Source organism: Pseudomonas sp. JZ134 (genome assembly GCF_051027695.1).
GTDB classification, from domain to species: Bacteria; Pseudomonadota; Gammaproteobacteria; order Pseudomonadales; family Pseudomonadaceae; genus Chryseomonas; species Chryseomonas luteola.
Genome location: NZ_CP069250.1, coordinates 2521367 through 2533586 on the forward strand (window position 1 = coordinate 2521367; position 12220 = coordinate 2533586).

The 12220-nt window shown below is 50.9% G+C and carries 12 protein-coding genes and 1 tRNA gene; 3 read left to right on the forward strand and 10 right to left on the reverse strand.

Annotated features, from left to right (window positions below):
* The first annotated feature begins 21 nt into the window (after nt 1–21).
* Nucleotides 22–489 carry a flagella synthesis protein FlgN gene (locus JQR86_RS11720; RefSeq protein ID WP_010797870.1) on the forward strand — a complete coding sequence of 156 codons (468 nt, stop codon included), beginning with the start codon at nt 22–24 and terminating at the stop codon, nt 487–489.
* A gap of 74 nt (nt 490–563) precedes the next feature.
* A complete protein-coding gene (locus JQR86_RS11725) occupies nt 564–1298 on the forward strand; it encodes a flagellar brake protein (RefSeq protein WP_407363153.1) in 735 nt (244 codons plus the stop codon).
* Here JQR86_RS11725 and JQR86_RS11730 read toward each other — a convergent pair.
* The 9 genes from JQR86_RS11730 to JQR86_RS11770 all read right to left on the reverse strand — a co-directional run bounded on the left by JQR86_RS11730 (nt 1295) and on the right by JQR86_RS11770 (nt 10038).
* The gene (locus JQR86_RS11730) at nt 1295–2668 is read right to left on the reverse strand and encodes an MFS transporter (RefSeq protein ID WP_407363152.1); all 1374 of its coding nucleotides are present in this window, start codon (nt 2666–2668) and stop codon (nt 1295–1297) included. The two genes, JQR86_RS11725 and JQR86_RS11730, sit on opposite strands and share 4 nt — an antisense overlap.
* Nucleotides 2669–2855: 187 nt before the next feature.
* Entirely contained in the window at nt 2856–3668 is an 813-nt protein-coding gene (locus tag JQR86_RS11735) for a glycosyltransferase family 2 protein (RefSeq protein ID WP_230382325.1), read from the reverse strand.
* Nucleotides 3669–3675: 7 nt separating this feature from the next.
* The gene (locus tag JQR86_RS11740) at nt 3676–4035 is read right to left on the reverse strand and encodes an EamA family transporter (protein ID WP_010797866.1); all 360 of its coding nucleotides are present in this window, start codon (nt 4033–4035) and stop codon (nt 3676–3678) included.
* Nucleotides 4032–4871 carry a sugar phosphate isomerase/epimerase family protein gene (locus tag JQR86_RS11745; RefSeq protein ID WP_286788228.1) on the reverse strand — a complete coding sequence of 280 codons (840 nt, stop codon included), beginning with the start codon at nt 4869–4871 and terminating at the stop codon, nt 4032–4034. The genes JQR86_RS11740 and JQR86_RS11745 overlap by 4 nt, the downstream gene beginning before the upstream one ends.
* Nucleotides 4871–5668, reverse strand: a complete 798-nt coding sequence (locus tag JQR86_RS11750) for an NAD(P)-dependent oxidoreductase (RefSeq protein ID WP_010797864.1) — start codon at nt 5666–5668, stop codon at nt 4871–4873. Before JQR86_RS11750 ends, JQR86_RS11745 begins: the two co-directional genes overlap by 1 nt.
* A gap of 5 nt (nt 5669–5673) precedes the next feature.
* Nucleotides 5674–7323 carry a hypothetical protein gene (locus JQR86_RS11755; protein WP_434153635.1) on the reverse strand — a complete coding sequence of 550 codons (1650 nt, stop codon included), beginning with the start codon at nt 7321–7323 and terminating at the stop codon, nt 5674–5676.
* Entirely contained in the window at nt 7304–8410 is a 1107-nt protein-coding gene (locus tag JQR86_RS11760) for an FAD-dependent oxidoreductase (protein WP_010797862.1), read from the reverse strand. The genes JQR86_RS11755 and JQR86_RS11760 overlap by 20 nt, the downstream gene beginning before the upstream one ends.
* Before the next feature lie 14 nt (nt 8411–8424).
* The gene (locus JQR86_RS11765; RefSeq protein WP_197873228.1) at nt 8425–9450 is read right to left on the reverse strand and encodes a glycosyltransferase; all 1026 of its coding nucleotides are present in this window, start codon (nt 9448–9450) and stop codon (nt 8425–8427) included.
* 511 nt (nt 9451–9961) lie between these two features.
* A tRNA-Arg gene (locus tag JQR86_RS11770) sits at nt 9962–10038 on the reverse strand.
* Between the two features lie 282 nt (nt 10039–10320).
* Between JQR86_RS11770 and JQR86_RS11775 the strand changes: the two genes are divergently transcribed.
* Nucleotides 10321–10638: an Arc family DNA-binding protein gene (locus tag JQR86_RS11775; RefSeq protein WP_010797860.1), complete on the forward strand. Its 318-nt coding sequence runs from the start codon at nt 10321–10323 to the stop codon at nt 10636–10638.
* A 48-nt stretch (nt 10639–10686) separates the two neighbouring features.
* Here JQR86_RS11775 and mgtE read toward each other — a convergent pair whose 3' ends face one another.
* Entirely contained in the window at nt 10687–12120 is a 1434-nt protein-coding gene (gene mgtE, locus JQR86_RS11780; protein WP_010797859.1) for a magnesium transporter, read from the reverse strand.
* Nucleotides 12121–12220: the final 100 nt, after the last annotated feature.

Genomic DNA, 12220 nt, shown 5'->3' on the forward strand with positions numbered 1-12220 from the left:
TGACGCACGAGTGTAGATCGTATGCACAACGCCAGCTTGCTTGAGCTAACCCTTAGCGATTTGAACATCGCTACAAGGTTACTGGAACTGATCGAGTTAGAACACGAAGCCCTGGTAAATCGCAAGTTCGATTTGCTTGGCCTGTTGCTGGATGAAAAGCAGCCACTCCTGGTTCAACTGGATCAGCATAATCACTTGCGCTCTGCACAATTGCAGCGCCTGGGGTTACCCTTGAGCCGTGAAGGCCTGTTAGCCTATGCCGAACGTTTCGAGCAGGACGATCAGTTGATCGAGGCGGCAGACCAGCTCACGACCGTTATTGAGCAGTGCAAGGAAGCCAATAACCGGAATGGCCAGATCATCAAGGCCAACCAGTATACTGTGGCCAGCATGCTCGAAATTTTGCAGGGTCCTCCTGTGCCCAGTCTGTACAACAGACGCGGCCATCTGCCCCGCTCGAGTTACCAACGCCCGTTAAGTCAGGTATGAATTGTTGAAACAATGGCTGGGATTAAACGATCCCGGCCATTCTTTATTTATTTGTCAAGAAATGGAGACAGGGCGTGTCCAACGCATTTAATGATGTGCAGGGTCCTCAGCCACCCAAGCTGCTCAAAACACCTATTGAGATAGCTGCATACCTAAAACCGTTGGTGGAAACCCGTAGTCCACTCCGCGTAACCTTTCTGGAACGTAACAGACAGTTCCAGAGCTTTCTGATCGACATCAATACCGAACAAGGCTTGATCGCGCTGGATGAACTCATCCCTACCGAGGGGGAACGGCTACTGCTTCAGGGAGAGCGTTTTCGCATCGACAGCTCCCATGAAGGCGTGCAAATCACTTGGGAGTACGACGTTCCAGGCAATTTGAGCGAGCTGAACGACAGCCGCTGCTACTGGTTTCCACTCCCGAAGGAAGTAAGCTATCACCAGCGCCGAAATGCTTTTCGGGTCCGCCTTCAGCTTAATCGCCAGCCAACAGCCGAGCTCTCAGACCTTCCCAGTAAAAAATTCCTGAAAGGTTCGCTCCTGGACATCTCGGCGACCGGCTGCAAGATCCGTATCGCCAAGAATGCAACGTCCATGGTGTCTCCTGGTGAGCTACTGGAAAAATTTTCCGTAGCCCTCCCTGGCAGCGCCCTTAGCTCAACAGTAGAAGTCCGCCACGTTTCTTATAACGAAAGGCTAGATTGTACCGAGGTAGGCCTGCGCTTCTATCGCATGTCGGGCCTAACTCAACGTCAGGTCGAACGCTTCGTCTATCAACTTCAACGCGAAACACGGCGGATAGACTAACGCTTGGGCTCATCCTCAGGTATAGGATTGCTCTCTTCAGCCATAGCCTGCACTGCAGATGAGGAAGTCTCTTCATCTGCAGCCTCCGCTGGAGTTGCCACCGTCTCTGCATTCTGCATCTGATCATGGACTACCTGCTCATCTACTCGCGGGTCCAGTGCCGCAACCAAAGGTGAGCTGGCCAGGCTATCCGGCATAGGCACGTGTTGCAGCGGGGCCTCGTCGACACGGTGCAAGCCTTTTACGTCCTGTGGCCTGATACGCCACACCAGAATCAACCCGCACACACCAATGGACGCGTACAACATGTTGGCGCCGAACCAATTCATCAAGGCACCCACTAATAGCGGACCGATACAGGCCCCCACGCCAAAGGTGGCAAGGAGCATGGCGGTAAGGGATACCCGTCGCTCCCCTTCCACATGGTCATTGGAAAGCGCAACGGCTAGAGGATAAAGCACAAAAAGCAACATGCTGACTGCAAAGCCAAGAGCGAGCAGCAGTAATAAGGGGACCTTGGGCAATAACGCCAGCGGTAGTGCAGCCACCACCAGAACAAGCGCAACCTTATTGATCAGCCAACTACGATCATGGCGGTCGGAAAGCCAACCAATAGGCCATTGAGCCAGCAGCCCTGCGAAAATACAAACCCCCATGAATAAGCCGACTCGCTCGGTTGGCAGCCCTTGGGCCGCGGCGTAAACAGGCGCAAGACCATAAAACGAACCGATAGCGAGGCCACTCACTACAGTTGTTGTTAACGATTGGGGGATTCGTTTGAAGAAAAATCCAGGATCAAGAGGAGCCGGACTCATCGGGGCCGGGTGGATCTTCGCAGTGATCGCAACAGGCACCAGACAGAGCGCAAAACAGAGCGCAACCAGCATAAGCTTTTCGCTACCGAGCTCAGGCCAGGCAATCAGTACACCTTGCCCTAGAACCAGACCAAAGTAGGAAGCCGTCATATACCCCGAGAATACCTTGCCTCTCTGGTTGGGCTCAGCTTGCTCATTCAACCAGCTTTCCAACACCATGTACTGGCACATCATGCCCATCCCTACCAGCATACGCAGCAGCAGCCACACGGGCAGAAAGGGCAATATTCCGGTTCCCAGAACTGCAGCAGTTACGATTCCCGCACAAGCAACGTAAGCCCTTATATGCCCTACACGCGCAATAAGCCGATGCCCTACCTTGCCTCCCAACACCAGACCCAGGTATTGAGCACCTGTCAATGCACCGATCCAGGCCCCTGGAACTTCCTCGGACGCAAGCCTTAGTGCCATATAGGTGCTAAGCAGGCCTGAGCCGATCAGCATGAGCAACGTAGCAGCATAAAGCGCTCGGAAGGCAGATAACGTACGTCCCATTACAGCTCCTTACGAAGGCAGCACAATGCGCTTCGAAGACAGATTCTTATGCGTTTGACACGAAGGCCTGTTGCCTTGACGTTGATGTACCCCTTCGATGGGCAGCAAGCCCAAGAGTTCGGTCGAGTCAGGAGGGATTTTTAGCCGAAACAAACACGGCGGCCTAAGCCGCCGTGTTTATAGTCCCTCAAGGGTTGTACTGTCCCGTACACGCCTTGAAGAGAACTTGAAGAACAGAGAGATTTCCTCTCACGCTACTGATCTTGGTGGGCACTTCACCTTTAGGGTAGCGGCGGATGGTAGGCAGCTCTACACAACGATAACCCAGCTTGGGCACTCGATAGGACAGGTAAGCCAACAGCTCATAGGTCATGAACACATCACGGAATGGAGCGACGCGCGGATCCAACAGCATTTTGCGACTATAGGCCCGGAACCCCTGGGTCGTATCGGTCCAGTGAAAGCCTGATGCCATGCTCAGCATAGGCGCATGAATGAAGCGAATAGCGAAATCACGGGACTTTGGCGTGTTTTCAGCAACACCGCCTTGCAGGAAGCGCGACGCCTGCACGAAGTCTGCCCCCTCCTCCAACGCCTTGATGAACCGCGGGATAGCCTCAGGATCATCCTTGTCGTTCCCGTCAATCGTCACGATGCCCTCGTAGCCCTGCTCTAATGCAAAGGCGTAGGCACAACGCAACTGAGCACTTAGCTTACCAGGTCCCTTTTTGAGCAACAGGCCTCTAACACCCTTGGACTTGAGGCGCTCCAGCTCCAATGAGCCGTCTGTGCTGCCGCCATCGATAATGATTACATCCGACGCTTGATCAACGTTCAGATCCTTCATCCGAGTCAGCAAACTGACAATACGGCTTCCTTCATTGATAACGGGAATGATGATGCATGTGGCGTGCTGCTTGCCCAACCACATCGTTTTTTCATACGCAGGCACTTGCCAGGAAGTGCGTATGTGTTCGGAAATATCTGCTGTCATAGTCATGTCTACATTATGAGCTTACACGGGCCGTAATCAGCGCAACACCGGCGATTACCATGATGATCCCGGTAATGGTCGTCCATGGGAAAGGTTCTTTGAATATCGCTGCCGACATGATCGCCACGGTTGCTATGGCACCAGCGGTCAAAACGGGATGCGCCACATTCAGCGGCAAACGTGCAAGCGCAGCGGCATACAGCAGAAACGCCAATCCATAAAGAAAAAGTCCAAGCCAGAATGGCCAGTTGCTTAACGCTCCCATAGGATCGGAAAGACTTGGAAACTTTCTTGGTGGCATCATGGCCATCTTTACAAGGACACTGGCAGATGCATTGGACAGGATGCCCAGTATGAGGATCATCCACTTCATGCCATTACCCCTGCTTGCACACCATCTCGATAGAGCCGTGTAGCAACGCCCAGTGCTCTTTCGATAGATGCCATGTTCGACTCTTCCCTGGCAGGGAGCATCTCGATAGTCACGACATGATCGGGAAGGTGTTGTGCCAATGCCTGGGCAACCTGCGCATGCTTCGAACTGCCATCACCCAACGTAATCAGATTGGGTTCACTGGCATGTACATGCCCAATGAAAGGTGCAAAGCGGGCAATGATCTCTTCAGGATTTTCGTCATTGATCGCCAAGGCGCCAGTATCGAGTTGCATCCGGATAGAGTCATGATCAACTGCCTCAACTACACGAGCAGTCTCTACACTATTGACCATGAAGTTAGCGCCATAACAGGTGGGATTTGGCTCCAGGCATATCAGCACACCATGACGAGCAGCAATATCACCCAAGCGGCGGAAGAAAGGGATAGCTACGCTATCTACCTGTTCATCCGCAATTGCAGAGCGATCACGGTTCTTGGGAGAGCCAAATACCAAACGCGTAGAGCCCAGGCCTGCCGCAATACGGCAGACGGCATCCAAGTGATCCAGCATTGCCTGCTGTGACTCAGCGGAGCCAAAAACATTTAATCCAGTAGTTCCGAATAACAGGGACTGCATACCTGTTAGCGAAACACCACGGGACTGCCACCACTGCTTGACCGCCCGGATCTCTGCGTCAGTCGCATCCTTGGGCTGCGGAAAGTATTTACCGGGCGCTATATCGACTGCATCTACATCGTAACGGGAAAGCAGCTGCGCTACTTCTTCGTCATTGGAAACATCCCAAGCGATGTTGGAAATGGCGACTCGCATCAATGAGCCTCCGAAGCAGTCTTCGCTTTCAACGGCTCGGACTGTGCATATGCCCTTACTGCCTGAAGCGTCTCACGCTTGCTGTACTGATAGCCGGCACCACCGCCAAACTCCTCAGCATGGAGGGATTGGAAATCATACGAAGCTGGAGTGTTGCTTAATTCATTAGTGAACTCGAAGCCAAAGCCATAGCGAGCGATATCAGCGACGCTGACAGGCTCCGAAGTAAAATGCACCAGTTTGAGATTAGCCTTCAGGGCAGTCTGGATGTCATACCAGAGATTGACCATGGGATAGAACTGGAATACCCCACGGCTATCGATGACCGAAAGATTATTATCGTTCAGGAAGTCAAAAATAACGTTCTTGCGAAGTCCTGGTCCGACTAGACCTGGCAAACGAACAATCAGGTAATTGGGGAAATGACTTTCTACGAATTTCTCAAGGCGTCTGCGATTCAAGCCATACGCATGCAGGCCCTCTTCAACAACAGGCGTTTCTTCATTGACTCCAACGGGCGAGCCGAATACATCAACAGTACTGATAAGAACAAATGTCTCGCATTTAACCTGCTTCAAGTGTTCGATCAAACCGTCGATTTTCTCTCGGTCAGCCTCGGGGTCCTTATTCGCAATCCATTTCTGAGCGGGGGCACCGGCGCATACAAGCGTGTGATAAGCCTTTTCGCCTACCTCAGAGATGTTGGTCGAGCGAAACTGGCCCTCAAAGTCTTTTTGCTTGAGCAATGTCGAACCGACAAAGCCGCTATATCCTATAAGCGCGTCTGGCAAACTCATTCCTATCACCCCTGAGTATTTTTAAAACGAAGACAATATTCCGACTCGCACTTTTCGTACGGATACCTTTCATCCAGATACTTTTTGAGCTCAGGAAATTTGTCGTGCATTGATATGTCGTTGATATTGAACGACCAGAACGTTGTGGAGTAGACCACGACAGAGGGGTCTGACTTTTTCAGATCCGAAATCATGTCTTGCTCATACACGCGCGTGGCATACACCGGATAAATGTATTTCGTACACGCGGGCAAACCTGTCACGCCATTGATAATTCCGTTATTGGAAAGATCAAACACACACTGCGATCCTGACCCCTTGATCTGGCTGGCCGCCCAACGCGCACCGTCAGAGACCAGCAGAGAGTTCTCAGGGGGCGACGCCATATTGGGTAGCCACTTGTAGCCGTTTACAAGAACATTGGGGACTGGCGATTTGTAAAGTGTAAAGGCAGCCAGCAACCCCGAGAGACCTACCAGGGCTACATACCCCAAGGGCTTGCGGTTGCTGTTAATGAGTACCAAACCCAGCAGAACTGCAAAAAAGGGCATCGGGTTCTTACCAATCAGCCCTAGAAGCAGCATAGACCCAACCACCGCCACGGCTACGGGCTTTTTCAGCAGCACAAATTCCTGCTTTCGGCCCGTCTTACGCAGCTGGTCATAAGCAAAGAGGAAACTGAGCAGAGGCGCCCACATACCCATTGGAACATGGATGAAATCTGCACGGTTGGTCGCGATCTTGTACAAAACCAACATCAGGACAGCCAGCATTCCAGCAATGGCAAACGCAGAGCCGAAATGGAACGGCTTAGGCAGCGCTTTGAACAGTGCATAATAGGCCAGCACTGTCGGTACGGTCAGTAGCGCGCTCTGAATGATGAAGCGTGGACTGTGATACGTCCATTGCGAGGATGTACTGAGTAGAAAGTCGAAGTTCCGTAGATAATCGCTAAGGGAAAACACCTCAGTCATCAGGGACAGTACAAGAAATGTCCCAACAAAGATGGCCATGGCATAGATGAAACGGCGATCGTAAAAGCTGGCCAGAAGCACGCCCAACCCTATCGCCCCAAATCCGGTAATGCCCCGGTCATAAGACCAAAACATGTTGAATGCTGCAGCAATACCCAAGAGAGTCGCTTTAACAAAAAAATCGGAGGAGCGATTGGCTCGCAAACACAGCAGGAATAAATAGATCGAAAGCAGCAAGCACAGGTCACGGTAACCAACCAGTTGACTGGCTACCACCGCCACTGCAACGAGTGTCAGCAACTCATATCTAGCGCCACGCTCAATGAATAAAGACGCTATCAAGTAAAACAGCCAAGCCGCACCTAGGTTGCACAGTGCGTAGGCAACCTGGGTATAGAGAAAGTTATTATCCGGCCCGCTGAAGTGAGTGGCGATCCAGGCAGGTAAATAATCGAGTGCACCATGAATAGTAAAAGCATGCTCACCTGCCTGGCCATGCAACATGTTAGGCAAAGTGGCAAAAAACTCTCCTTGATGGAAAGGATCGACAATATTGCCTGGACCTAGCGTGAAATGACTGACGAAAGCAAACGCGAGTAGAGCAATAATTCCCAGCCAGCGGGCCGTCCGAGCCGGGGTAACATCCGCAAAACTTGTTGCATCAGTGGATGGGTTCGGCATCTAGCTTCTCCAGAACATCAAAAATGTTATCGATTTTTCCGCCTAGAACCGAGTAACAATTGGGCAGTTGAGCGTGTTGCTCAAAAAGGATGGGACGACCGTCATCCCCTTCGTTCTTAACGAGGATGGTCTTGACTTCAAAAAGCGAGTCCCTGTACTGAACATTGGCGACAGGGGCCATGTATCGCGCCACATCTCGAATCATGCGATCAACGCGTGTGTCGCGGTGATAGTGCTCAAGGCGATGATAGGGATCGAGATCCGGTGAGTCGTTCCACTGCATATGCGGCGTGTATCGCACATGGGATAGCGTATGCAGCCCTCTCGCAGGGAAAGGCATCATGGAGAAGAAAGGCCCATCCATCACCGTAACGCCTAGACCTTTAAGCGCATCCGGCATCTCAACCAAGGCCATTTCTGTCAGCTCATGCTTCAACTTGGTCTGAGTACCCGGAAAGTCGCCGGAAAACTGATTCAGACCACTATAGGTGCAGTTAAAAATGAACCGAGTGGAGCGCTCTACCGATTTTCCATCCTGCTCATAAGTGACCGAAAGCGTGTCACTGCCCTGCCGATGAATAGATTTCACCCTGGTATTAAGTAATACCTCGACTCCAACTTCATCGAGTTCGCGCCTCGCCTCTCCTGCCAATTCTCTAGAATTGAACGCGTACTCTTCCGTTAGATAAACAGCCTCAATAAGCCGTGGCTCAAAGAGCTTTTCCATTGACGCAGGTACAGGTTCAAGCTTTGCACCGATTTCATGACAAAACCGCTCGAACTGCTTGGCAGTAACTTTCGAGTTATTACGGGCTATGGCGTAGAGCTTTGTGAAGTTTGTGACTACAGCGTCAGGATAATCTTTTATAAAGCGGGGTAAGTTGACGCGACTTCTGAAGGCAGTCGTGAAACTACGCGGATAATGATAGCCGTTATGCACACGGGCCTGATTGTTATAAGACGCACGATTGAGCAGAGTCGCCTCTCGCTCAATCAACGTCACAGCCTTGAAACCTCGTACTTTCATCAAATACAAGGCAATCATGGATCCGTAGAAACCGCCACCAATGACAATAGCATCCTGCATGATGTATGTATGCCTTAAGCCATATTAGAGGCAGCAGCAGTCAGGGTAGACGGCTGTGGGTCACTGACGACCTCAATGTTGAGTTTCTCGCGTCGCGTCATGATGGCGCTCGTAAACTCCTGAGCAACATGGTATGCCGGCCCTTCATTGGTACGGGTAGCCACCTGCAGGATGTATTCGCCCAATACCAGCAGCACGAGGGACAAAAGAAAGAACATGCCTGACTGTTGCAGGGATAGCGTTACCCAACCTGGCGCAACATCCGACTTGAGAAGTCCAACCGCGATGACGTATGCCGAGTAGATAAGGTTCGCTGCAGCACCAAACATGCAAAGCATGTTGACCAGTCGCATAGGGGCACGCGTTGTGGAGATCAGAAGACGGATTCCCCGCTCGATACTGTCTCCCAGACGCTTGTTCTGAGGCGCTTTGGGCGTAGAGCTATAGGTCAACTTGGTCTGAGCAAAGCCCGCTGTTGCCGGCAAATGACGATAGGTCAAAGCAGGAACAGGGTGTTGCAGAATAAAATTAACTACGCGCTTGCTCAACAGGCGATACTGAGGGGCATCGTTTGCAAGGTCGATGCCGCCTAGACGCTTGTACAAAGAGTTAAAGCTGGAGAAACAGGCCTTATAGGCTAAGGTACGCTTAGGCTTTTGAGAATTGGCCGCAAATACGACATCACTTCCTTCCGCTGCCTTTTCCAGCATTGCAGGCAAGAACCCGACATCGTCCGTCAGTGGATCAATGACGGCTACATAATCGCCAAGTGCATTTTCCAAACCCACCCAGCAAGCGGTGTCCGTATCGACCTCTTTGGTCAGAGCATACACCTGAAGATTCGGCAAACCCTTCTCGCTGGTTAACCCTTTCAACATGGCTACACTGTCATCGGTAGAGGCGTTGTCAACAATGATCAACTCATAGTCACTCACTAGTGAGGCGATAATACTCGCCGCATTAGTCAATGACTCTGCAAGCTCCCTAGACTGATTACGGACAACAAAGACGATTGATAACAGAACGGGATAATAAGACATTCACGCTTCCTCTCAGAGAGCCCAAGTGGGTTGATCCATATTCAGCAAAGCTGTCTAGATAAACTTTAATATTGCGGCTTCATTAAGAATGGGCGCGACATAACGAACAAACCATCACAACCAACTCAATTGGCCGTGCCTGTAAAACAAGTTCATTGCTGGGCTCTGCTTGTTCGAATCGTTATCGAGGCCAACACGCTCAGCCCAATGAGCACCGGAATAACATAACTATAATTAAGGAATCTTGTTACCCCTTAATACTAGCGCCAGCGATAGATTCTCATGCCCACCAAAGGTTCCCCTTCAGCCTGCCAACCCCATCACATATTTATATATCGGTTATAGGACGACTAACTATTAATATCACTTTACGGTAAAAGTCATATTAATAGTTGACATAAAAATGAAAGGACAACCGTTAACGCGCAATAATATAAAAGACCATAAAGCCCAGTTTATGCGTTAGTCAAGGATGTGAAGAGTAGAAGTGCGTGAGGTATTGCAAGTTTTATGGTGTCCCAGGCGAGGTTCGAACTCACAACCTTCCCCTTAGGAGGGGGATGCTCTATCCAATTGAGCTACTGGGACCAAATGACGTCGTGCGAGAGCAGAATGTTAACGACAAGAGCGCGCTTTGTCATGCGTTATGTAAAACCTAGCGTTAAAGACCGCTATTCCCAGAAATCATTGCTAAGCTTCTCATTAGCATTGATTTAGAGAGAAGCCACTTTGCTTTTTTTGAAAATTGTCACTAAATTGACGCCAATAAGCTCACGCAAGTAATGGCGTTGAGAGCAAATAACAAATGCTGTCCCAAGCTTCATGAAAGCCTTGTTGGCATCGTCCTTGACCACTTAGATGAATGTACTCATGACTCAGGCAATTAGATCGTACTCCAGTCGCACAGCTGACAAATTCGTCGTCCGTCTTCCCGAAGGAATGCGCGAACGTATCGCCGAAGTTGCACGCAACCATCATCGCAGCATGAATTCTGAAATCATTGCTCGACTGGAGCAGAGTCTCATTCAAGAAGGCGCTATCGATACAGATCCGAGCATGCGTATGGATAGTCCAGAGCTAAGCGCTCATGAACGGGAACTGCTACAGCGCTTCAGGCAACTTTCTGGACGCCAGCAAAACGCTCTCCTCTCTCTGATTGCCAATGACGTCGAGTCATCACAGGAATAAAGTATTTGTTAAAGGATCAGGGATACGCCCTGATCCTTTCGCTTGAAGTTACAGAAGGAACATAGTGGCAAGACCAAGGAAGATGAAAAAGCCGCCGCTGTCTGTCATTGCTGTAATCAGCACGCTGGACCCCATTGCGGGATCTCGCCCAAACCGTTGTAACGTCATGGGAATCAATACTCCCATGAACGCGGCTAGCAAGAGATTCAATGTCATGGCAGCCGTCATGACGACCCCTAACGACCAACTGTTATAAAGGTAATAGGCAATCAGGCCAATTACCCCACCCCAAATCAATCCATTGAAGAGCGCAACACCTAGCTCTTTCCTCAACAATCTCATGGTGCTGCTGGCATTGAGCTGACCCAGCGCGATAGCACGCACAATCATAGTGATCGTCTGATTGCCCGAATTACCGCCAATACCTGCAACGATAGGCATCAAGGCGGCCAGCGCTACTAACTTTTCAATGCTGCCTTCAAAAAGCCCGATTACACGAGATGCAACAAACGCCGTTACCAGATTCGTAGCAAGCCAAGTCCAACGATTGCCGACCGACTTCCAAACAGAAGCAAAAACATCTTCGTCTTCACGAAGACCCGCCATGTTGAGGACCTCAGATTCACTTTCCTCGCGAATCAAGTCCACCATTTCATCGATAGTGAGACGACCTATCAATTTGCCATTCTTGTCAACGACAGGCGCAGAAATTAGATCGTAACGTTCAAACGCTTGAGCGGCCTCGTAGGCATCATTATCAGGATGAAACGCTACCGGGTCGTTAGCCATTACCTCAGCGACTTGCTTTTCCGGGTCATTGACCAAAAGCCGCTTCACAGGAAGCACGCCCTTCAATATGCCGTCATAATCGACAACAAACAGCTTATCCGTATGGCCTGGCAGCTCCTTCAAGCGACGCAAATACCGCAGAACAACCTCAAGCGTGACATCGTCGCGGATAGTCACCATCTCGAAGTCCATCAGTGCGCCAACCTGATCCTCTTCATATGAAAGCGCTGAGCGCACCCGCTCACGCTGCTGGGCGTCCAAAGCCTCCATAAGCTCATGTACAACATCTCGAGGCAGGTCAGGCGCCAGGTCGGCCAGCTCATCAGCATCCAGCTGTCCTGCCACTGCAAGGATTTCCTGATCATCCATGTCGGCGATCAGTGTTTCACGAACAGAGTCGGAGACTTCAAGAAGGATGTCGCCGTCACGCTCGGTCTTAACCAGGCTCCAGACGGTCAGACGCTCATGAAGTGGAAGCGCCTCAAGGATAAAAGCAATATCGGCCGGATGCAGTTCATCCAGACGGCGACGGAGCTCGGACAGCCCCTCTTCATGCAGCGCCTCATCAGGCTGCACAACCTGTTCGTCGTGAGCGGGACCTTCAACGAAACGATACTGATGGAGCAGCTCAACGACTTGAGCCAGTCGTTCCTGCAGACTTTCCTGTGGCTTTCTTGCTTCCACTTCACTCATAAGCGCACTCCATCCCCGGCAACGGAGCGCGCTGCGGGAATCAAATCTTTAATAAACGAAACAGCGATCGAAGTTTGTTAGATCGGGGTATGTCCATGGA

Excerpts from the sequence above, each read along its gene's own strand:
- mgtE (WP_010797859.1), bottom strand. The coding sequence starts at position 12,120 with ATGAGTGAAGTGGAAGCAAGAAAGCCACAGGAAAGTCTGCAGGAACGA.
- JQR86_RS11775 (WP_010797860.1), top strand. The coding sequence starts at position 10,321 with ATGACTCAGGCAATTAGATCGTACTCCAGTCGCACAGCTGACAAATTC.
- JQR86_RS11755 (WP_434153635.1), bottom strand. The coding sequence starts at position 7,323 with ATGCCGAACCCATCCACTGATGCAACAAGTTTTGCGGATGTTACCCCG.
- JQR86_RS11735 (WP_230382325.1), bottom strand. The coding sequence starts at position 3,668 with ATGACTATGACAGCAGATATTTCCGAACACATACGCACTTCCTGGCAA.
- JQR86_RS11750 (WP_010797864.1), bottom strand. The coding sequence starts at position 5,668 with ATGAGTTTGCCAGACGCGCTTATAGGATATAGCGGCTTTGTCGGTTCG.
- JQR86_RS11760 (WP_010797862.1), bottom strand. The coding sequence starts at position 8,410 with ATGCAGGATGCTATTGTCATTGGTGGCGGTTTCTACGGATCCATGATT.
- JQR86_RS11740 (WP_010797866.1), bottom strand. The coding sequence starts at position 4,035 with ATGAAGTGGATGATCCTCATACTGGGCATCCTGTCCAATGCATCTGCC.
- JQR86_RS11720 (WP_010797870.1), top strand. The coding sequence starts at position 22 with ATGCACAACGCCAGCTTGCTTGAGCTAACCCTTAGCGATTTGAACATC.
- JQR86_RS11745 (WP_286788228.1), bottom strand. The coding sequence starts at position 4,871 with ATGCGAGTCGCCATTTCCAACATCGCTTGGGATGTTTCCAATGACGAA.
- JQR86_RS11730 (WP_407363152.1), bottom strand. The coding sequence starts at position 2,668 with ATGGGACGTACGTTATCTGCCTTCCGAGCGCTTTATGCTGCTACGTTG.
- JQR86_RS11765 (WP_197873228.1), bottom strand. The coding sequence starts at position 9,450 with ATGTCTTATTATCCCGTTCTGTTATCAATCGTCTTTGTTGTCCGTAAT.